At 62.8% G+C, this 19,554-nt stretch carries 20 protein-coding genes; 18 read left to right on the forward strand and 2 right to left on the reverse strand.

All coding sequences use genetic code 11. From position 1 onward, the window contains the following. Nucleotides 1–46: 46 nt before the first annotated feature. The 6 genes from pmtA (at nucleotide 47) to QMO80_RS11335 (ending at nucleotide 3,785) form a co-directional block, all read left to right on the forward strand. Nucleotides 47–646 carry a phospholipid N-methyltransferase PmtA gene (pmtA, locus tag QMO80_RS11310; RefSeq protein WP_283196704.1) on the forward strand — a complete coding sequence of 200 codons (600 nt, stop codon included), beginning with the start codon at nucleotides 47–49 and terminating at the stop codon, nucleotides 644–646. 1 nt (nucleotide 647) lies between these two features. Beyond that, nucleotides 648–1,229, forward strand: coding sequence for a histidine phosphatase family protein (locus QMO80_RS11315; protein ID WP_283196705.1), 582 nt, complete (start codon nucleotides 648–650; stop codon nucleotides 1,227–1,229). A gap of 6 nt (nucleotides 1,230–1,235) precedes the next feature. After that, on the forward strand, nucleotides 1,236–1,943 hold the full coding sequence (pyrF, locus tag QMO80_RS11320; RefSeq protein ID WP_283196706.1) for an orotidine-5'-phosphate decarboxylase: 708 nt from the start codon (nucleotides 1,236–1,238) through the stop codon (nucleotides 1,941–1,943). A gap of 28 nt (nucleotides 1,944–1,971) precedes the next feature. Continuing rightward, the gene (locus QMO80_RS11325) at nucleotides 1,972–2,259 is read left to right on the forward strand and encodes a DUF1330 domain-containing protein (RefSeq protein WP_283196707.1); all 288 of its coding nucleotides are present in this window, start codon (nucleotides 1,972–1,974) and stop codon (nucleotides 2,257–2,259) included. Between the two features lie 111 nt (nucleotides 2,260–2,370). Beyond that, nucleotides 2,371–3,351: a complex I NDUFA9 subunit family protein gene (locus tag QMO80_RS11330; RefSeq protein ID WP_283196708.1), complete on the forward strand. Its 981-nt coding sequence runs from the start codon at nucleotides 2,371–2,373 to the stop codon at nucleotides 3,349–3,351. A gap of 281 nt (nucleotides 3,352–3,632) precedes the next feature. Next, nucleotides 3,633–3,785, forward strand: a complete 153-nt coding sequence (locus QMO80_RS11335; protein ID WP_003589084.1) for a hypothetical protein — start codon at nucleotides 3,633–3,635, stop codon at nucleotides 3,783–3,785. 245 nt (nucleotides 3,786–4,030) lie between these two features. Here the strand turns inward: QMO80_RS11335 and QMO80_RS11340 are convergent, their stop codons facing one another. Further along, nucleotides 4,031–4,828, reverse strand: coding sequence for an undecaprenyl-diphosphate phosphatase (locus QMO80_RS11340; RefSeq protein ID WP_283196709.1), 798 nt, complete (start codon nucleotides 4,826–4,828; stop codon nucleotides 4,031–4,033). Between the two features lie 229 nt (nucleotides 4,829–5,057). Between QMO80_RS11340 and QMO80_RS11345 the strand changes: the two genes are divergently transcribed. The 9 genes from QMO80_RS11345 to QMO80_RS11385 all read left to right on the forward strand — a co-directional run bounded on the left by QMO80_RS11345 (nucleotide 5,058) and on the right by QMO80_RS11385 (nucleotide 15,264). Then, on the forward strand, nucleotides 5,058–5,750 hold the full coding sequence (locus QMO80_RS11345) for a glutathione S-transferase family protein (protein ID WP_049730772.1): 693 nt from the start codon (nucleotides 5,058–5,060) through the stop codon (nucleotides 5,748–5,750). A 12-nt stretch (nucleotides 5,751–5,762) separates the two neighbouring features. Beyond that, complete coding sequence (gene queG, locus QMO80_RS11350) at nucleotides 5,763–6,920, forward strand: tRNA epoxyqueuosine(34) reductase QueG (RefSeq protein ID WP_283196710.1); 1,158 nt, start codon at nucleotides 5,763–5,765, stop codon at nucleotides 6,918–6,920. After that, entirely contained in the window at nucleotides 6,920–7,789 is an 870-nt protein-coding gene (locus tag QMO80_RS11355) for an SDR family oxidoreductase (RefSeq protein WP_283196711.1), read from the forward strand. Before queG ends, QMO80_RS11355 begins: the two co-directional genes overlap by 1 nt. A 408-nt stretch (nucleotides 7,790–8,197) precedes the next feature. Continuing rightward, nucleotides 8,198–8,560 (forward strand): septal ring lytic transglycosylase RlpA family protein, encoded by a 363-nt coding sequence (locus QMO80_RS11360; protein ID WP_116272053.1) that lies wholly within the window; start codon nucleotides 8,198–8,200, stop codon nucleotides 8,558–8,560. 189 nt (nucleotides 8,561–8,749) lie between these two features. Beyond that, entirely contained in the window at nucleotides 8,750–10,039 is a 1,290-nt protein-coding gene (locus tag QMO80_RS11365; protein ID WP_283196712.1) for an RsmB/NOP family class I SAM-dependent RNA methyltransferase, read from the forward strand. Between the two features lie 180 nt (nucleotides 10,040–10,219). After that, the gene (locus QMO80_RS11370) at nucleotides 10,220–11,494 is read left to right on the forward strand and encodes an imelysin family protein (RefSeq protein ID WP_283196713.1); all 1,275 of its coding nucleotides are present in this window, start codon (nucleotides 10,220–10,222) and stop codon (nucleotides 11,492–11,494) included. Between the two features lie 47 nt (nucleotides 11,495–11,541). Further along, the gene (locus tag QMO80_RS11375; RefSeq protein WP_283196714.1) at nucleotides 11,542–13,080 is read left to right on the forward strand and encodes a di-heme oxidoredictase family protein; all 1,539 of its coding nucleotides are present in this window, start codon (nucleotides 11,542–11,544) and stop codon (nucleotides 13,078–13,080) included. Next, entirely contained in the window at nucleotides 13,080–14,180 is a 1,101-nt protein-coding gene (locus QMO80_RS11380) for an imelysin family protein (RefSeq protein WP_283196715.1), read from the forward strand. Before QMO80_RS11375 ends, QMO80_RS11380 begins: the two co-directional genes overlap by 1 nt. Before the next feature lie 4 nt (nucleotides 14,181–14,184). Further along, nucleotides 14,185–15,264 carry a DUF1513 domain-containing protein gene (locus tag QMO80_RS11385; protein ID WP_283196716.1) on the forward strand — a complete coding sequence of 360 codons (1,080 nt, stop codon included), beginning with the start codon at nucleotides 14,185–14,187 and terminating at the stop codon, nucleotides 15,262–15,264. A 125-nt stretch (nucleotides 15,265–15,389) separates the two neighbouring features. Here the strand turns inward: QMO80_RS11385 and QMO80_RS11390 are convergent, their stop codons facing one another. Next, entirely contained in the window at nucleotides 15,390–16,466 is a 1,077-nt protein-coding gene (locus tag QMO80_RS11390) for a DUF2252 family protein (RefSeq protein ID WP_283196717.1), read from the reverse strand. A gap of 232 nt (nucleotides 16,467–16,698) precedes the next feature. Here QMO80_RS11390 and QMO80_RS11395 point away from each other — a divergent pair, with 232 nt between their 5' ends. From QMO80_RS11395 to guaA, 3 genes are all read left to right on the forward strand, one after another. Continuing rightward, the gene (locus QMO80_RS11395; protein WP_003544704.1) at nucleotides 16,699–17,148 is read left to right on the forward strand and encodes a PaaI family thioesterase; all 450 of its coding nucleotides are present in this window, start codon (nucleotides 16,699–16,701) and stop codon (nucleotides 17,146–17,148) included. Then, nucleotides 17,145–17,783, forward strand: coding sequence for a 5'-methylthioadenosine/S-adenosylhomocysteine nucleosidase (locus QMO80_RS11400; protein ID WP_004673906.1), 639 nt, complete (start codon nucleotides 17,145–17,147; stop codon nucleotides 17,781–17,783). Before QMO80_RS11395 ends, QMO80_RS11400 begins: the two co-directional genes overlap by 4 nt. Nucleotides 17,784–17,897: 114 nt before the next feature. Further along, the gene (gene guaA, locus QMO80_RS11405; RefSeq protein WP_038686329.1) at nucleotides 17,898–19,460 is read left to right on the forward strand and encodes a glutamine-hydrolyzing GMP synthase; all 1,563 of its coding nucleotides are present in this window, start codon (nucleotides 17,898–17,900) and stop codon (nucleotides 19,458–19,460) included. Nucleotides 19,461–19,554: the final 94 nt, after the last annotated feature.

Below are 19,554 nucleotides of genomic sequence, written 5' to 3' on the forward strand. Positions count from 1 at the left end.
CAAGCGGCATATTAAGACAGTCGATCAACATGCGGATGGGTGGAGAATGCGCTTAAGGGTCAAGGTCAAGGAACAGCTCGGGAAGAGATTCGATGAAGAAATCCGTTTCTTCCGGGGCATGATGCAGGGGCCGAAGACGGTCGGCTCGATCGTGCCGACCTCCTCGATCACCGCCAAGCGCATGGCAAGCGTCATCGACATGCATTCCGGACTGCCGGTGCTCGAGCTTGGACCGGGCACCGGCGCGATCACCAAGGCGATCCTTGGCCGCGGTGTGAAGCCCGACAATCTGGTCGCGATCGAATATTCGACGGATTTCCACCAGCATCTGCTGCGCGCCTATCCCGGCGTCCACTTCATCAACGGCGATGCCTTCGATCTCCAGACGACGCTGGGTGAATTCGGCGATCGGACGTTCGATTGCGTCATTTCCTGCATTCCGCTCTTGAACTTCCCGATGGCGATGCGCGTCTCGCTGCTCGAAAGCCTGCTCGACCGCCTGCCGCCAGGCCGGCCGGTGGTGCAGATCTCCTATGGCGCAATTTCGCCGATCGCCGCCAATCCCGACCGCTACCATATTCAGCATTTCGACTTCGTCATGCGCAACATCCCGCCGGCGCAGCTCTGGATCTACCGGCGCGGCTGAAATGTTCGGGCTCTATATCACCCATCCGCAAGTCAGGATCGATGCCAACGTGCCGGTGCCGAAATGGGGGCTTTCCGATCTCGGCGCGGCGCGGGCGCGCAAGGCGGCCGAGAGCGGCTGGGCGAAGCAATTGCGGCGCATCGTCTCCAGCGACGAGACGAAGGCGATCGAGACGGCCGAAATTCTGGCGGCAGCTTCCGGCGTGACGATCGAGATCGTCCACGCCATGCATGAAAACGACCGTTCGGCCACCGGCTTCCTGCCGCCGCCGCAATTCGAGGAAGCGGCCGACTGGTTCTTCGCCCATCCTGAGGAAAGCTTCAAAGGCTGGGAGCGCGCCGTCGATGCGCAGGCCCGCATCGTTACGGCGGTGAAGGCCGTTCTCGCCACCCATGATGCGACAGCGCCGATCGCCTTCGTCGGTCATGGCGGCGTCGGCACGCTGCTCAAATGCCATCTGGCCGGCCGGCCGATCGACCGCGACCGCGACCAGCCGGGCGGCGGCGGCAATCTCTATGCTTTCGGCCTTGCGGATCTGGCCCTGACATGCGACTGGACACCCATCGAAGACTGGCAGGGGTGACTTGAAATGGACGCACGCGAGCGGCTGATCGTCGGCTTGGATGTTGCAACGATCGGCGAGGCGGAAAAACTGGTCTCCACGCTCGGCGACGACATTCTCTTCTATAAGATCGGCTATCAGCTGGTCTTTGCCGGCGGCCTCGAATTCGCCCGCGATCTCGCCGCAAGCGGCAAGAAAATCTTTCTCGACATGAAGCTGCTCGACATCGACAACACGGTTGCGTCGGGCGTCGAGAACATCGCCAAGATGGGCATGTCGATGCTGACGCTGCATGCCTATCCCAAAGCGATGAAGGCCGCGGTCGAGGCTGCGGCCGGCTCCGGCCTCTGCCTGCTCGGCGTCACCGTGCTGACCTCGATGGATGCCGAAGACCTTGCCGACGCCGGCTACAGCCAGGATCCGCACAGCCTGGTGCTGCGCCGCGCCGGACAGGCGCGCGCCGCCGGCATGGGCGGTATCGTCTGCTCGGCGGCTGAGGCGGCCGAGGTGCGCGAGATCGTCGGACCCGACATGGCGATCGTCACACCCGGCATTCGCCCGACGGGCAGCGACCATGGCGACCAGAAGCGGGTGATGACGCCGTTCGACGCGCTGAAGGCGGGGGCGACGCATCTCGTCGTTGCCCGGCCGATCGTCAAGGCGCCCGATCCCCGGCATGCCGCTCGCGCCGTGCTCAACGAAATGGTTGCTGCGCGCTGGCCGGCAAACCGCTGACAGACACGAACGCAAAAGGGAGAAGATCATGGCCAAGGGATATTGGATCGCCCGCGTCGACGTTCGCGATGCCGAGCGCTATAAGGATTACGTGGCGGCGGCCAAGCCCGCCTTCGAAAAATACGGCGCGAATTTCCTGGCGCGCGGCGGCTCCTTCACCGAACTCGAAGGCAAGGCGCGCGCTCGCAATGTCGTGATCGAATTCCCCTCGATGCAGCATGCCGTCGACTGCTATAATTCACCGGAATACCAGATCGCCGCGAAAATCCGCCAGGAAGCGGCGGATGCGGAAATGGTCGTCGTCGAAGGTATCTGAACGAGTTCGCATCCGCACAAACTGACGGTGCGAGAGGCCTTTCCGTCGCGCCGGGATTGGGCTAAGACGGAGCCGTTACAGCATCCCGCCAAGCCTTTCGAGGAGCCTGCCATGACCCTTGCCAACCTGCCGCCGCTCGTCACCGTGTTCGGAGGGTCCGGCTTCGTCGGCAGGCACGTCGTTCGAGCGCTCGCCAAGCGCGGCTATCGCATCCGTGTCGCCGTGCGCCGTCCCGATCTCGCCGGCTTCCTGCAGCCGCTCGGTAATGTCGGCCAGATCTCCTTCGTCCAGGCAAACCTGCGTTATCGCAGCTCGATCGACCGCGCCGTCGACGGTGCTGATCATGTCGTCAACTGCGTCGGCATTCTGCACGAGACCGGCCGCAACACCTTCGACGCGGTGCAGGAATTCGGTGCGCGCGCGGTCGCAGAAGCGGCGCGCAACGCCGGCGCCACGCTCGCCCATATTTCGGCGATCGGCGCCAGCGCGAATTCCGAGTCCGGCTATGGCCGCACCAAGGGCCGCGCCGAAACCGCAATCCTCTCCGTCAAGCCCGATGCGGTGATCTTCCGCCCGTCGATCGTCTTCGGCCCGGAGGACAGCTTCTTCAACAAGTTTGCCGACATGGCCCGCATGTCGCCGGTTCTGCCGCTGATCGGCGGCGGCAAGACGAAATTCCAGCCCGTCTATGTCGAGGATGTCGCCGAGGCCGTCGCCCGCGCCGTCGACGGCAAGGTCGCCGGCGGCAAGATCTATGAGCTTGGCGGGCCGGAGGTGCTGAGCTTCCGCGAATGTCTCGAGATGATGCTGAAGGTGACGACCCGCAAGAACCCGCTGGTCTCCCTGCCCTTCGGCATTGCGTCGATGATCGGCAGCATCGCCTCGCTCATCCCTTTCATAACCCCGCCGATCACGCCGGATCAGGTGCGCATGCTGAAGCATGACAACATCGTTTCCCGGGAAGCTGGGGCGGAGGGCCGCACGCTGAAGGGCCTCGGCATTGCGCCCACCATGGCCGCATCGGTGCTCGGCTCCTATCTCGTGCATTATCGTCCGCACGGCCAGTATACCGGCACCGGCAAGGCCGCCTGAACAATTTCGAAGCTTCCGGAGAACGCCGTTCGCGCATGCCGCGGACGGCGTTTTCCTTTGCCGGCTCAAGCAAAGCTGGCGCAAGTTTGAAATGTTGTTGTGCCGCCCATCTCAGGCGCAGTTGCATAAAAGACGCATCGGAAAATTTGTGGAATTAACGCCAAATTTAGCAGGAACATTTATTGCTATTTGCCATTCCACTGACTACCAAACCCGCGCGTCTTCCAACGGACTCAACGCTTGGGATCACGTGCGGCAATCACTGTGAAAGGCATTACTCGATGGGCAAGTCAATCGCGCTTCTGTTTGCGAGTGCGGCGCTGGTTATCCTTGCAGGCTCCTTCGTTGCGTCCGGCTCGGTCGCAGCAGTGAAGGGCGGCTGTTCGCCGGCCTACGGCGTCGATCCTTGCTCGACGGCTTCGATCAGCCATTGACGAAAGACCGGCCCCGCCGCCGGCATCTTTCATAAAGACACGTCGCGGTCGGAGCGCCTGAAGCAGGACGCTCCATAATGAACGCCCGGTCTTGCCCGCTTCCAAACAGCAGCAGGCACCTATCTTTTTATATTGCTCTCTGAAAACACGGCCCTCGGCCGGCGATCGCATGTCTGCCCGCAAGCTCGACGCGGCACCTTGCATTCGCGCCCGGGAGTCGCGCGAATGCAATGCGTTGGGATGCCTCAGCCGATCAGGCCGGTTGCGGCCATGCCGAGCAGCAGGGCGCCGAGAATGATGCGGTAGACGGCAAACAGCGTGAACCGGTTGCTTCTGATATAGGCGAGCAGCCATTTGACGGCGATGAACGCGACGAAGGTGGAGACGACGAAGGCGATGCCTAGCGCCGTCCAGTCTTCATTTGCCGCGCCGCCGTCCTTGAAGGTCTTCAGCAATTCATAGCCGCTTGCGGCATACATTGTGGGGATGCCGACGAGAAACGCGAATTCGGTCGCTGCGGCGCGGTTACCGGTGCCGGCCAGCATGGCGACGAAGATCGTGGCGCCGGAGCGCGACGTCCCCGGGAAGACGCCGGCAACGATCTGGGCGATGCCGACCAGGATGGCGACGAGCCAGGTGATTTCCTTATGGGGGGCTTTGCGCGCCGCGGCCCATTCGGCAAAGATCATCCAGAAACCGCCGATGATCAACGCCCAGGCAATCGGTGTGGCCGTCTCCGGCAGCTCGAAGCCGAGCTTCTTGACGACAAGCCCGAGGATTGCGGTGATGAGAAAGGCGACGATCAGCTTGGCGGCATAATCGCGATTGGCCGGCTCCCGCCAGCCAAGCACCAGATCCAGCAGCCGACGCCAGTAAATGATGGTGACGGCGAGGATGGCGCCGGCCTGGATGACGATGTTGAACATGTCCGACCGGTGGCCGAGCCATTGTTCCGCAATGATCAGATGGCCGGTGCTCGAGATCGGCAGAAATTCGGTAACCCCCTCGATGACACCGAGAAGCGCAGCATTGATATAATCCATACATTGTCTCCGTTTAAAGGTCGGTCGGGCCTGACCGCTTGGGTCGATCAGGCCGCCGCTTCCATTCGTTCGTTAGACCGTATCTCGCCATTGTCAGATGGCGTAAAATCCGATTCGCTTGTATTGGCGGGGCCAAGCTCCTATAGCTTCAACCAATGAGTCATGACTAGGGCGCTATAACTGAGCTGCCACACAGTCCTGTAACAGCAATCACGAAGCTCGAGTATCGATGCCCACGCTTTATCATCATCCCATGTCATCCGCATCTCGCTTCGTCCGGCTGATCCTGGCCGAGTACGGCTATCAGGCGGATCTGATCGAGGAGCAGACATGGGAGAAGCGCCGGGATTTCCTGGCGCTCAACCCGGCCGGCACGCTGCCTGTTTATGTCGACGACAGCATGCGGGCGCTCTGCGGCGCCACCGTCATTTCCGAATATCTTGACGAGACGCACGGCGTGCTGAAGCGCGACCGGCGGCTGCTCGCCGAGGACCCTTTCCAGCGGGCGGAAATCCGCCGGCTGAGCGAGTGGTTCATGCAGAAGATGGAAAACGACGTGACCAAGCCGCTCGCCCGCGAGCGTGTCTACAAGCTACAGATGACCGCCGATCAGGGCGGCGGAGCCCCGGATTCGAAGATTTTGCGCACGGCCCGCGCGAATATCCGCCAGCATATGCGCTATCTCACCTGGCTTGCCGGCTCGCGCCAATGGCTGGCGGGCGAGCGGATGAGCTATGCCGACCTTGCCGCCGCGGCCTCGATCTCGATCCTCGATTATCTCGGCGAGATCGACTGGGCTGATGCGCCCGTCGTCAAGGACTGGTACCAGCGGCTGAAATCGCGCCCCTCCTTCCGGCCGATGCTGACCGAGCGGGTGCGCGGCCTGACGCCGGTTTCGCATTATGCCGATCTGGATTTCTGACGAGGGCTCTCCATGCCCGAAGCCGATAAAGATGACAAAGAGCGCCGCCGCCGCGACAATTTGACCCTGTTCGTGCGGGCGGAATCTGCCGCCAAGGGCTTCGATCTCTGCCGCATCACACGACCCGACGCGATTCCGCAAGCCAAAGAGCGCCTCGGCCAGTTCATCGATGCCGGGCGCCATGGGACGATGGAGTGGATGGCGGAGACGCGTGAGCGGCGCGGCGATCCGCGCACCCTTTGGAGCGAGGTGCGGTCCGTCGTGGTCTTCGGCCTCAACTACGCCCCTGAAGAAGATCCGCGCGGCATTCTCGCCAAGGCCGATAAGGCGGCGATCTCGGTCTATGCCCGCAACCGCGATTATCACGACATCATCAAGGGCCGGCTGAAAGAGATCGCCACGCGTTTTGCGGCACGGGCCGGCGCCGACGTCAAGGTCTTCGTCGATACCGCGCCTGTGATGGAAAAGCCGCTGGCGGCGGCAGCCGGGCTCGGCTGGCAGGGCAAGCATACCAACCTCGTCAGCCGCACGCACGGCTCCTGGCTGTTTCTCGGCAGCATGTTCACCACCGCCGATCTTGCCGTCGACGCCGAAGAGGCCGATCATTGCGGCTCCTGCCGCGCCTGCCTCGACGCCTGTCCGACGGCCGCCTTTCCCGCACCTTACCAGATCGATGCGCGGCGCTGCATCTCCTATCTCACCATCGAGCACAAGGGGCCGATCGACCCCGATCTCAGGCCGCTGATCGGAAATCGCATCTATGGCTGCGACGACTGTCTTGCCGCCTGCCCGTGGAACAAGTTCGCAAGTGCGGCCTCCGAGATGAAGCTGAAGGCGCGGGACGATCTGCAGGAGCCGTCGATCGCCTTTCTGCTGACGCTCGACGATGCCGCCTTCCGCGCCTTCTTCAGCGGCTCGCCGGTAAAGCGGATCGGCCGCGATCGCTTTATCCGCAATGTGCTGATCGCCGCCGGCAATTCCGGCGAGACGGCTCTTATCGCCCAATGTCGGCGGCTCGCCGACGATGCCTCGCCGGTGGTGCGGGGAATGGCGGTGTGGGCGCTGTCGCGGCTGATGGAGGCTGGCGAATTTTCAGGCTTTGCGACACAAAAGGCCGATGAGACTGACGACGACGTGCTGAATGAATGGCGGCTGGCGGGAGTGGGCTGATGCATGTGATGATTTTTGGCTGCGGTTATTCCGGCACGGCGATCGCCAAGGCCTTCGCCGGCGACGGCGTGCGCATTTCCGGCACCACGCGCTCTGCCGACAAGATCGAGGCGCTGCGGCGAAACGGCGTCGAAGCCTTCCTTTTCGACGGCGAGACCATGGACGACGGGTTGCGCCGGGCTCTGGCCGATATCACCCATCTCGTGCAGTCGATCGCACCTGGAAAAGCCGACCCGCTGCTGCGGCTGCTCGGCGAAGACGGCGCAAGCCCGCCGCCCGGCCTCGAATGGATCGGTTATCTCTCCACCGTCGGCGTCTATGGCGACCACAAGGGCGCTTGGATCAACGAGGAAACGCCGTGCGTGCCTGTGTCGGGGCGCTCGAAGGAGCGGCTCGAGGCGGAAGCGGGCTGGCTGGCCATGGGCGAGAGATGCGGCGTGCCGGCGGCGGTGCTTCGCCTTTCCGGTATTTACGGGCCGGGGCGCAATGCCTTCTGCAATTTGGACAAGGGCACGGCACGGCGGCTGATCAAGAAGGACCAGGTGTTCAACCGCATCCGCGTCGAGGATATCGGTGCGGCGAGCCGTTTCCTGTCGGACCATCGCCTCGGCGGCATCTATAATATCACCGACGACCGGCCTGGCCCGCCGCAGGACGTGATCGTCGAGGCGGCGCGGCTGATGGGCGTCGAACCGCCGCCGGAGCAGGCCTTCGAGACCGCCGAGCTGACGCCGATGGCGCGCTCCTTCTACGGCGAGAACAAGCGGGTTTCGAATGCGAAACTCAAGGCGGCCGGCTTCGAATTCTCCTTCCCCGACTACCCGATGTCACTTGCGCAATTGTGGCAGGACGGACGCTGGCGCGGTTAGACCAGGCCCGCTTGAGGCGACCAGGTTATCACCCGAAATGAGTAGGAAATTCCTACTTTCTGCATTTGGCAGAACAATTCTCGCCGCATATCATGGTTAACGGCCTTTGAATTTGCGCAAATGTGGCAGCAAATATGGCGAAGCTCGAAAAAATATTTCGTGATTTTTGTGAAGGCTGGGAAGTTTAAAACTTCTTCGGAAAAATCATTTGAATTTTAGCTGATTTCATTGCGTTTTTTCCACATTTTTCCGCACGCGGCAAATTCTCATATTTTATCAATGACCTCACGAATGTTACGGATTGCAATATTCCGTGAATGGACGCGGCACTTTTTCGCCACTTTTTAACAGATTTAAGCCCCGCCGCCTGCAGAGGCGTTGAGTTCAATAGTTGAGGGATACTCTGTTTTGAAGAAAATACGTCGTTCTATTATCGCTGCCGTAACTATTGCAGCATGCTCTTGCCTGCTTCCGGCGGAGAGTTTTGCTGGAAATGGATGCGGCGGTGCTTCATGGTACGCACTTCGCTCCAAAACTGCTTCCGGGGAACGTATGAACCCTGCCATCTTGACTGCCGCGCATCGTTCGCTTGCCTTCGGCACCAAGGTCAAGGTCACCAACCGCAACAACGGCCGCACCGTCGTCGTTCGCATCAACGATCGCGGTCCGTTCATCCGCGGCCGCGTGATCGACCTGTCGCGCGCTGCGGCACAAAACATCGGCATGGTGAGCTCCGGCACCGCGAAGGTCTGCTACCAGGTGATCAGCTAAGCTGACAGCCGAGGTGATCAGCTAAGCTGACAGCCGAGGTGATCAGCTAAAGCTGACAGCCGAGCCTGACAACCAGCTGCGCCGTCAGCGGCGCTTGCTCTTGCCGTCAATCGCGGTTACCACGCGCTTGAGACTTGCGAACAATCCCGCGCGGAACGAGCGCATGCCACGGCAACAGGAGACTTGTGAATGCGTCTGGGCGGCCGCCTCGAAGGGGCGATTTCTGTGCTCGCGGATATCGATGCCCGCAAGCGGCCTGTCGCCGACGCGCTGAAGGACTGGGGCCTTGCGCACCGCTTCGCCGGCTCCGGCGATCGTGCCGCGATCGGCAACATCGTCTATGACGCGCTGCGCATGCGGCTTTCCCATGCCTGGCTGATGGATGACGACAGTGCTGCTGCCATTGCCCACGCCGTCATGTTCCGCCAATGGGGTTTCACACCGGACAGTCTTGCCGCCGAACTGGCGGACGACAAATTCGCGCCGGCGCCGCTGAGCGCCGATGCCGTGGCCGCCTTTGCAAGCCGCCGTCTCGACGACGCGCCGCCGCATATCCGCGGCGATATTCCTGAATGGGTCCAACCCTCCTTCGAACAGGCCTTCGGCGCCGACTGGCTTGCCGAGGCACAGGCGCTCGCGGCGCGACCGACGCTCGATCTGCGCGCCAACATTTTGAAGTCCTCCCGCGACAAGGCCGTCAAGGCGCTCGAAAGAGCCGGCGCGCAGGCGGCGAAGATCGCCCGCTACGGCATCCGCATTGCCGCCGGCGAAGGCGCCTCGCGTCTTCCCAACGTGACGGCCGAGCTTTCGTTCCAAAAAGGCTGGTTCGAAGTTCAGGACGAGGGATCGCAGATCGTCGCCGACCTGGTGCTCGCCAAAGACGGCGACCAGGTTCTCGACTATTGTGCCGGCGGTGGCGGCAAGACGCTCGCCATGGCGGCCGCCATGCAGAACAAGGGACAGGTTCACGCCTACGACGCCGACCGCAAACGGCTGGCGCCGATCATCGAGCGGCTGAAGCGGGCGGGCACCCGCAATGTTCAGGTGCATGACGACCCCAGAGGCCTTTCCGGCCTTGCCGGGCGCTGCGACAAGGTGCTGGTCGATGCGCCCTGCACCGGCACCGGCACATGGCGCCGCCGTCCCGACACGAAATGGCGGCTGACGGCGAAGAACCTCGACGAGCGCACCGCCCAGCAGCAGGACGCGCTGGCGCAGGCAGGCGGCTTCGTCAAACCGGGCGGCGAGCTGATCTATGTCACCTGCTCGGTGCTGCCCCAGGAGAACGAGGAACAGGTACGCCGTTTCACGGCCGACAATCCCGATTTCCAGATCGTCAGCGCCCTGCCCGCCTGGGATGGCCTCTTCGGCAAAGACGCCCCGCGGCCACACTCTTCCGACGGGCTGACGGTGACGCTGACCCCTGCTTCCACCGACACGGACGGTTTCTTCTTCTGCCGCATGCAGCGCAAGGGCTGAGCCCGCGGCGAAAGAGCGCGCGGCCGCCGATTTTCCGGGCGAATGCCTGGCAAAACAAGCGCCTTCGCAGCCCCTCTCCATCCTTAAAACCATTCCAAACTAGAGCATTTGACACCAGTTTGCTTTTGCGCGAAGAGACGGAGCCCGATTTAGGCGGAATATCCGTCACAGGAGAGGATCATGAAGCTCAATAAATTCCGCGCAGCCGTGCTGGCGATTGCCCCCGCCGCCCTGCTCGCCCTTCCCGCGCATGCCGAAACCGATGCGGCTGCCGTGGTGAAACATTATGCCGACGTGGCGTATGCGAAATACGAAGACTCGCTGACCACGGCGAAGGCGCTCGACGCCGCGATCGACGCCTTCCTGAAGGCGCCTGATGACGCGACGCTGAAGGCCGCCCGGGACGCCTGGATCAAGGCGCGCGTTCCCTACCAGCAGACGGAAGTCTATCGCTTCGGCAATCCTGTTGTCGACGACTGGGAAGGCAAGGTTAATGCATGGCCTCTCGATGAAGGTCTGATCGACTATGTCGATCCCTCCTACGGCACCGAGAGCGACGAAAATTCGCTGTATGTCGCCAATGTCATCGCCAACAAGACGATCAAGATCGACGGCAAGGACGTCGACGCCTCCAAGCTGACGCCGGAATTCCTCTCCGGCACGCTGGCCGAGGCCGGCGGCATCGAAGCCAACGTCGCGACCGGCTACCACGCCATCGAATTCCTCCTCTGGGGCCAGGATCTGAACGGCACGGGACCCGGCGCCGGCAACCGCCCGGCAACCGATTACGACCTGAAGAACTGCACGCACGGCAATTGCGACCGCCGCGCCGAATATCTGAAATCCGCCTCCACGCTGCTGGTTTCCGACCTGCAGGAAATGACCGACAACTGGAAGCCGGACGGCGCCGCGACGAAGAACGTCGAAGCCGACCCGAAGGCCGGCCTCGTCGCCATCCTGACGGGCATGGGTTCGCTCTCCTATGGCGAGCTTGCCGGCGAGCGCATGAAGCTCGGCCTGCTGCTGCACGATCCTGAGGAAGAGCATGATTGCTTCTCCGACAATACCTACAACTCGCATCTCAACGACGCGATCGGCATCGCCGCCGCCTATACCGGCAACTATACCCGCGTCGACGGCACCAAGCTCAGCGGCCCGTCGCTGCACGATCTGGTGGCCGCCAAGGACAAGGCGCTCGATGCCGAGATGGAAGGCAAGCTCAACAAGACGCTCGACGCGATGAACGCCATGGCAAAGCGCGGCGAGACGGTCGAGAAGTACGACCAGATGATCGGCGAGGGCAACAAGGAAGGCAATGCCGTCGTCCAGGCCGCCATCGACGGGCTGATCGACCAGACGAAATCGGTACAGCGCGTTATTGCCGCACTCGATCTCGGCACGGTTCAGCTTGAAGGTTCCGACAGCTTGGATAATCCTAACGCCGTCTTCAAATAAGCAAAAAGGCGGGCCGCTTCGACAGCCGGAGCGGCCCGGACTCTGAAATGTCGCATGCCCCGGCCCGCCGATTGATCGCCCGCGCAGTGCTCTGCGCCACGCTAGCCGGCTTTACCGCAACGATCGCCGCCGGTTTCGATCTGCCGACGACACGCAGCGACCTCTCCGAGGCCGATCTGAAACGCGTCGCCGACGTCACCCGTCCGACCAGGGATTTTTCCAAGGCCGAGCAATATGAGGCGATGCAGGCGGGTGCGACGACCTCGATCGATCCGGTGACCGAAGACAGTTTCTCGCATATTTCGGCCAATATCCCCTTCGAGGAAGAGCAGAATTTCAAGCTCGGCAATGCGCTTTTCCGCAAGCTCTGGGTTTCCTCGCCGTCTTCGACGCAGGCCTCCGATGGGCTCGGGCCGCTCTTCAACGCCCGCTCCTGTATGAGCTGTCACGTCAATGACGGCCGCGGCAAACCGCCGGAGGGAGGCCCAAGCGCCGTCTCGATGTTCCTGCGGCTCTCCCGTGCGCCCAAGACAGCAGAGGAGGAAAAGGCGATCGCGGGCGCTGATGTCCTCAATTTCCCCGATCCGATCTATGGCCATCAGCTGCAGGATCTTGCCGTTCCCGGCCTTGCCGCCGAGGGCCGGATGACGATCCGCTATGATGAGGAGACGGTCACACTTGGCGACGGCGAGACCGTGTCGCTGCGCCGGCCGCATTATGCGGCCACGAACCTTGCCTACGGGCCGCTCGACGCCGCGACGACGATCTCGGCGCGTGTCGCCCCGGCGATGATCGGCCTCGGGCTGATCGAGGCCATTCCCGAGGCCGATATCCTTGGCCATGCCGACCCTGAGGATGCCGATGGCGACGGCATTTCGGGAAAGGCGGCGATCGTCCGCGACCACCGCAGCGGCAAGATCGCGCTCGGCCGCTTCGGCTGGAAGGCGCAGAACGCCACGGTGCGCGACCAGAATGCCGACGCCTTCGCCAATGATATCGGCATCTCGACACCCGACCATCCGGACGCGCATGGCGATTGCACCAAGGCGGAAAAAAAATGCCTCGATATGCCGACCGGCGTGCAAAAGCGGCTGGGCGAAGAAGAGGCGCCGGGGCCCATTCTCGACCTCGTGACCTTCTATTCCGAAAACCTTGCCGTTCCCGCGCGCCGCAAGGCGAGCTTTCCCGAGACGCTGCGGGGCAAGCAAATCTTCTACGAAAGCGGCTGCATTTCCTGCCATGTGCCGAAATTCGTCACCCGCCGGGATTCGCCCGACAAGACGCAGTCCTTCCAGCTGATCTGGCCCTATTCCGACTTTCTTCTGCACGATATGGGCGACGGGCTTGCCGACGGGCAACAGGTCGGCCTTGCAAGCGGACGTGAATGGCGCACGCCGCCGCTATGGGGTATAGGACTGACCCGGACTGTCAGCGGACACAGCTTTTTCCTGCATGACGGCCGTGCGCGGAATCTCACCGAGGCGATCCTCTGGCACGGCGGCGAAGCTGAAAAGGCCCGCAACGCTTTCTCCTCCCTGTCGAAAGACGACAGGGAGGCCCTGATTACATTCCTGGAGTCACTTTGATGCGCCTTTGGCACCCCCTGCTCTGCCTCACTCTGATCGGCCTCGCCACATCAGCGGCCGCCCAGACCGCCGCTCCTCCGGCAGGGTTGAACGAGGATGCCGTTCCCGCCGTCATGCAGCGCGCCGTCGACGAGGTGATCCGTCCCGGCTATCGCAACATGCAGCAATCGGCCGCCCGGCTGACGACGGCGATGAAGGATCTCTGCGACGGCGGCACGCAGCAGACGCTGGATAAGGCGAAATCGGCCTTCGACGATACGATCCGCTACTGGTCGGTCATCGAAATCGTCCAGACCGGGCCTGTCATCCAGGACAATCTCTTCGAGCACATCCTGTTCTACCCGGACCGCAAGGGCGTCGGCCTGAAGCAGGTGCAGGCGCTGATCGCCAAGGCCGATCCCAAGGATGCAACGGTCGATGCGATCGCCGGCAAGAGCGTGGCGCTGCAGGGCCTGACGGCGCTGGAATACGTGCTTTACGGCAACGGCTCGGACGATCTGATCAAGCAGAAGGGCGGCTTCCGCTGCCTTTACGGCGCCGCGGTCGCCGGCAATATCCAGCGTGAGGCCGGCGAAGTCGTCGCCGCCTGGGAAAAGCCCGACGGCGTGCAGGCGAGCTGGAAACATCCAGGCCCTCAGAGCGACGATTTCATGGATAATAAGGAAGCCGTGACCGCACTGCTCGGCATTCTCGTGCACGGCGCGGAGAATGTCCGCGACCAGCGGCTCGAACAATTCTACAAGGGCAAGGACTCGGCGCCGCGCCCGCGCATGGCGATCTACTGGCGCTCCAAGAATACCTGGAAATCGATGGCCGCCAATCTGGAGGGGCTGCGCACGCTCTGGCAGAAGGCCGGCATGGCCGAGCTTCTGCCGCCGGACAAACAGGCGATCGCCGCTTCGATCGACGAGGATTTCAAATCGCTGCTCGACAGCGTGCCGAAACTCAATCCCGATATAGACGCCGCCACCAGCGATGCCGAAAAAGCCAAGCTCGACACGCTTTTGGCCGAAAGCCGTGATCTGATCACCCGGATCAGCGACGACTATGGTGCGGCCATCGGACTTTCGGCCGGCTTTTCCTTTTCGGACGGAGACTGAAGCGATGATGCGGAGCGCCGCGATCGACCGACGCAATTTCGTCAAGGCGGCCGGACTGGGCTTCCTCGCCACCTTGGCGCCGAGGTCGCTGTTGGCGCTTGAACGGGCCGATGCGGTCTACGCCTCGGGCATTCGCACGGCAAACGGCTCCTTTGCCATCGCGACCGTGACCGAGCGCGGCGAGATCATCGATCGGGTGGCGCTTCCCGCCCGCGCCCACGGCATGGCCTTCAGCGCCGCCACCGGCAAGACCGTCGCCTTCGCGCGCCGGCCAGGCACCTATGCGATGATCTTCGACCCCTGGAATAAAAGCGAGCCGATCGTCATCAGCGCCAGGGAAGACCGGCATTTCTACGGTCACGGCGCTTTTTCTCCCGACGGTCGTTTGCTCTATGCCAGCGAGAACGACTTCGACGGCAATCGCGGCATGATCGGTATCTACGACGCCAGCAACCGCTTCACCCGCATCGGCGAATTCGAGACCTACGGCATCGGCCCGCACGATATGACGGTTTCCGACGACGGACGCCTTCTGATCGTCGCCAATGGCGGCATCGAGACGCATCCGGATTTCGGCCGCACCAAGCTCAATCTCGGGGAGATGCAGCCGTCGCTGGTGCTGGTCGACGCGGCGACCGGGGCGCTCATCGAAAAACATGTGCTGCCGGCGCAATGGGCGGAGCTTTCCACCCGCCACGTCGATCTCGACGACAAGGGCCGCATCTGGTTTGCCTGCCAGTACGAAGGCCACCGCAAGGATTTGCCGCCGCTCGTCGGCCATTTCGCCAAGGGCGAGGATCTTTCCTTCATCAACCTGCCGGAGCAGACGACGCGCAGGCTTGCCAATTACGTCGGAGCGATTGCCGTCAATCGCAGCGAGGGCATCGTCGGCATTACCTCGCCGAAGGGCGGCGCCTCGGTGACCATCGACGCAAGGACGGGCAAGGTGCTGGCCGAGACCAGCGTTCCGGACGCCGCCGGCATCGCGCCGGCAAAAAGCGGCTTTGCCGTCTCCTCCTATGACGGCGATTTCCTGTCGACGCGCAGCGACGTCGCCTGGGATCAGCACATCGTGCGGATCTAGAGCATGTCTCGCAAAAGTGTGCTGCGGTTTTGCCAGGCAAAGCGCAAAGCGCTTTTGCCGCAAAGACATGCGTAAGAACAAAGACCTAAAGCGTGACAAGCGAATCTGAAAGATCGCGACACGCTTTAGCCGGCGCGAGAATAGGCCTTCTGCTCGGCACTGACGCATGAGGCCGCGGCTCTTGCCGCCTCATGCAGCCATTCGTTTCCCCGTGCCTTGATATCGCGGAGGATCACGGCGACCGCCGCCGCATTGTTGGAATGGCAATTGGCGATCTCGAACCCCATCAGCTCGAGCATCGTCGGCGAAAGCAGGATTTCGGGGTGCCGGTCGATTTCGATCTTACAGCTGTTCGGCGAGAGCCGGCGAACGAGGATGCGGCCGGAAACCTGGTAGTGCGGATCGACGCACCGCGCCCGCCCATTGGCGATCTCTCCCGCATGGATCGCCACGTCCTCAGGTCTGTGGCGAAGCGACCAGGCGGACGGCAGCAGCGCCTTGGCCTCACGCAGCACCGGCCCGCCCTGCCATTCCGCATAGGCGACGAAACGCGGCCGGCCGAGGCTGCCGGTGCCGCCGCTGCGCGGCTTCGCCACGAAAGGTCCCGAGCCGGGCGGCAGTGCAGCCGCAAGCGCCTTGGCATAAGCGGATGGCGGCGGCTCCTTGCCAGGAGGCAGCATTTCGTATTTCTCCCAGAATTCCCGGCGTTCGGAATTCGGCAGCATCAGCGCCTTGCGCAGCCATTTGTGATCGCGCTCGAGGATGACGGGCAGTGGATTTTCAAGGCCTCTGCGATAGCCGGCGAGGATCAGCTCGCCGATCATCCGCACCGAGGGACCATCGCCGTTGCGCGCCAGGATGGCGCTTGCCGCAAGGCGAACGAGATCCAGCGCATAGGGCATCACCGCCGCATCGTCGAAATCATTGACGCCCCAGACGAGCCGGCCCTCGGCATCGCGCCAGGTGCCGAAATTCTCCAGATGCGTATCGCCGATCGCCAGCACCTCGGGCGCGCGGCCGAGCTCCGGGCAGATATCGAGGATGGTCTCGCACCAGCGCCAATAGGTGGCGCGCAGGAAGACGAAGCCGCCGCTTCGCATCTTCTCGTGTTTCTCCAGGAGATCGTCCGCGACGAGATCGGCCCCGAGTTCGCCGGCCAGCCAGGTCTCGAAATTCCGGACCGATTGCGATATCGTCGTCATGCGCCGGCGCTCCGTTCTTTCGAGGCATGACGCGGAGAATACGCGCTGGACGCGAAGCTGCAATCGTCTTTGCACCGGCCTGTGTCACCGGCTTGCATGGCGACGGAAAGGCGAAAGGTTGCCCCGGCGACACGGCCGCAGCTTTCCATCGGCGCCGAGACCGATTTCAGCAATGTGCAGCTTGTCGAATCCGGCCCGCCATGCCACTTTCCCGGCTGCAAGAGGGGCAGACATGAGCGAGACTGACAGGGGCGATTTCCGCGCGCGAATCCGCCGCAATTTTGCGCGGCAGGCGGCGATGGAGACGATCGGCGCGGAGCTGACGCGCGTCGAGCACGGCGTCGTCGAGATCGAGCTTCCCTTCGACGTCAAACTGACACAGCAGCACGGCATCCTGCACGCAGGCATCATTTCCGCAGCGCTCGATTCGGCCTGCGGCTTTGCCGCCTACAGCGTCATCGACCCCGAAGCCTCGATCCTGACGATCGAGTTCAAGGTCAATCTCATGTCGCCGGGGCGTGGCGATCGTTTCCTGTTTCGCGGGGAAATCACCAAACCCGGCTCCACCATCATCGTTGCCGACGGGCGAGGCTACGCGATCAGCGACGGGCCGGCGAAACTCATCGCCTCCATGACCGGAACGATGATGGTGATCCGCGGCAGAGAAGGAATTACGGGATGAAGTTTGAGCTGAAGTCGGTCGCGGGTAAATCCATGCTGTTCGTCATGGCGGCGGAGGCCGAATACGGCCCCTTCCTGCGGTCGCGCATCGAACCTTTGATGACCGGCGTCGGCCCGGTCGAGGCGGCGGTGGCGCTGACCAAGACGCTGGCGCGGCTGGACGCCGCCGACGATCTGCCGGATCTCGTGGTTTCGCTCGGCTCGGCCGGCTCCGCCAAACTGGAGCAGACCGAAATCTATCAGGTAACCTCGGTTTCCTACCGCGACATGGACGCCTCGCCGCTCGGTTTCGAAAAAGGCAGGACACCGTTTCTCGACCTGCCGGCGACACTCGAACTGCCGCTACGCATTCCCGGCATTGCCGAAGCCAGCCTTTCGACAGGCGGCAACGTCATTTCGGGCGCTGCCTATAGCGACATCGACGCCGACATGGTCGACATGGAGACCTATGCGGTGCTGCGCGCCTGCCAGGGTTACAAACTGCCATTGATCGGCCTGCGCGGCATTTCCGACGGCGCCGTCGAGCTGCAGCACATTTCGGGCTGGACCGAATATCTGCACATCGTCGACCGCAAGCTCTCCTACGGCGTCGACAGCCTGTTCACGGCGCTGGAGGACGGGGTTTTCTGGTTCTAGGCCCTAAAAGCCGCGCGCCTTTCCCGGCGCGCGAGGGACAATCGGAACAATAAAAACCCGATGCCGCCGATTTCCCGGATTGCCAGGCGAAGCGCTTTTCATTAAAGCCTCGCCATGACCCAGACAGCACATCCCGACTCCGTTCTCATCGTCGATTTCGGCAGCCAGGTGACCCAGCTCATCGCACGACGCGTGCGCGAGGCCGGCGTCTATTGCGAAATCGTTCCGTTCCAATCGGCCGAAGAGGGCTTCAAGCGCCTCCAGCCGAAAGCCGTGATCCTGTCCGGCAGCCCGGCTTCGACGGTGGACGAGGGATCGCCGCGAGCGCCGCAGATCATCTTCGACAGCGGCCTGCCGGTCTTCGGCATCTGCTATGGCCAGCAGACGATGTGCATGCAGCTCGGCGGCAAGGTCGAAAGCGGCCATCACCGCGAGTTCGGCCGCGCCTTCCTCGACGTCGACAAGGACTGCCAGCTGTTCGAGGGCCTCTGGTCCTCCGGCTCGCGCCATCAGGTGTGGATGAGCCATGGCGACCGTGTCACGGCGCTGCCTGACGGTTTCGAGGTGGTCGCCACCTCCTCCAACGCGCCCTACGCCTTCATCGCCGACGAGAAGCGCAAATATTACGGCGTGCAGTTCCATCCCGAGGTCGTGCACACGCCCGACGGCGCCAAGCTGATCGGCAACTTCATCCACAACATCGCCGGCATCAAGGGCGACTGGTCGATGTCGGCCTATCGGCAGAAGGCGGTCGACGAGATCCGCAAGCAGGTGGGCGACAAGCGCGTCATCTGTGCGCTTTCCGGCGGCGTCGACAGCTCGGTCGCGGCACTGCTGATCCACGAGGCGGTCGGCGATCAGCTGACCTGCATCCTGGTCGACCACGGCCTGATGCGCAAGGACGAGGCGGCAAACGTCGTCGCCATGTTCCGCGAGCATTACAATCTGCATCTGCTGCATGTCGATGCCTCGGACCGCTTCATCGGCGAGCTCGAAGGCGTCAGCGACCCGGAAACCAAGCGCAAGATCATCGGCCGGCTGTTCATCGAAACCTTCGAGGAAGAGGCAAAGAAGCTCGGCGGCGCCGATTTCCTCGGCCAGGGCACGCTCTATCCCGACGTGATCGAGAGCGTTTCCTTCACCGGCGGCCCGTCGGTGACGATCAAATCGCATCACAATGTCGGCGGCCTGCCGGAGCGCATGAAGATGCAGCTCGTCGAGCCGCTGCGCGAACTCTTCAAGGACGAGGTGCGCGCGCTCGGCCGCGAACTCGGCCTGCCCGACAGCTTCATCGGCCGCCACCCCTTCCCCGGCCCCGGCCTCGCAATCCGCTGCCCGGGCGGCATCAGCCGCGAAAAGCTGGAAATCCTGCGCGAAGCCGATGCGATCTATCTCGACGAAATCCGCAAGGCCGGCCTCTACGACGCCATCTGGCAGGCCTTCGCCGTGCTGCTCCCCGTCCAGACCGTCGGCGTCATGGGCGACGGGCGCACCTACGAATTCGTCTGCGCGCTGCGCGCCGTCACCTCCGTCGACGGCATGACGGCGGATTTCTACCACTACGACATGGAATTCCTCGGCCGCGCCGCAACCCGCATCATCAACGAGGTGCGCGGCATCAACCGGGTGGTCTACGACGTCACGTCGAAGCCGCCCGGCACGATCGAGTGGGAGTGATTTTGGCCTATCAGAACGCCGCCGATAGCGCGCCAAAACCCTTAATAACGCACTGAGAAAACAATAAATCATCTGCCGTCTATCGCCGGGCAAG

It is taken from the genome of Rhizobium sp. BT03 (genome assembly GCF_030053155.1).
In the GTDB taxonomy this organism is placed as follows: Bacteria; Pseudomonadota; Alphaproteobacteria; order Rhizobiales; family Rhizobiaceae; genus Rhizobium.

Bases quoted from the DNA above. Each gene is read 5' to 3' on its own strand.
- queG (WP_283196710.1), top strand. From the start codon at position 5,763: ATGCCCGAAGCCGATAAAGATGACAAAGAGCGCCGCCGCCGCGACAAT.
- QMO80_RS11375 (WP_283196714.1), top strand. From the start codon at position 11,542: ATGTCGCATGCCCCGGCCCGCCGATTGATCGCCCGCGCAGTGCTCTGC.
- QMO80_RS11325 (WP_283196707.1), top strand. From the start codon at position 1,972: ATGGCCAAGGGATATTGGATCGCCCGCGTCGACGTTCGCGATGCCGAG.
- QMO80_RS11400 (WP_004673906.1), top strand. From the start codon at position 17,145: ATGAAGTTTGAGCTGAAGTCGGTCGCGGGTAAATCCATGCTGTTCGTC.
- QMO80_RS11390 (WP_283196717.1), bottom strand. From the start codon at position 16,466: ATGACGACGATATCGCAATCGGTCCGGAATTTCGAGACCTGGCTGGCC.
- QMO80_RS11365 (WP_283196712.1), top strand. From the start codon at position 8,750: ATGCGTCTGGGCGGCCGCCTCGAAGGGGCGATTTCTGTGCTCGCGGAT.
- pmtA (WP_283196704.1), top strand. From the start codon at position 47: ATGCGCTTAAGGGTCAAGGTCAAGGAACAGCTCGGGAAGAGATTCGAT.
- QMO80_RS11345 (WP_049730772.1), top strand. From the start codon at position 5,058: ATGCCCACGCTTTATCATCATCCCATGTCATCCGCATCTCGCTTCGTC.
- QMO80_RS11335 (WP_003589084.1), top strand. From the start codon at position 3,633: ATGGGCAAGTCAATCGCGCTTCTGTTTGCGAGTGCGGCGCTGGTTATC.
- guaA (WP_038686329.1), top strand. From the start codon at position 17,898: ATGACCCAGACAGCACATCCCGACTCCGTTCTCATCGTCGATTTCGGC.
- QMO80_RS11380 (WP_283196715.1), top strand. From the start codon at position 13,080: ATGCGCCTTTGGCACCCCCTGCTCTGCCTCACTCTGATCGGCCTCGCC.
- QMO80_RS11370 (WP_283196713.1), top strand. From the start codon at position 10,220: ATGAAGCTCAATAAATTCCGCGCAGCCGTGCTGGCGATTGCCCCCGCC.
- QMO80_RS11395 (WP_003544704.1), top strand. From the start codon at position 16,699: ATGAGCGAGACTGACAGGGGCGATTTCCGCGCGCGAATCCGCCGCAAT.
- QMO80_RS11385 (WP_283196716.1), top strand. From the start codon at position 14,185: ATGATGCGGAGCGCCGCGATCGACCGACGCAATTTCGTCAAGGCGGCC.
- QMO80_RS11340 (WP_283196709.1), bottom strand. From the start codon at position 4,828: ATGGATTATATCAATGCTGCGCTTCTCGGTGTCATCGAGGGGGTTACC.
- QMO80_RS11330 (WP_283196708.1), top strand. From the start codon at position 2,371: ATGACCCTTGCCAACCTGCCGCCGCTCGTCACCGTGTTCGGAGGGTCC.
- QMO80_RS11355 (WP_283196711.1), top strand. From the start codon at position 6,920: ATGCATGTGATGATTTTTGGCTGCGGTTATTCCGGCACGGCGATCGCC.
- pyrF (WP_283196706.1), top strand. From the start codon at position 1,236: ATGGACGCACGCGAGCGGCTGATCGTCGGCTTGGATGTTGCAACGATC.
- QMO80_RS11315 (WP_283196705.1), top strand. From the start codon at position 648: ATGTTCGGGCTCTATATCACCCATCCGCAAGTCAGGATCGATGCCAAC.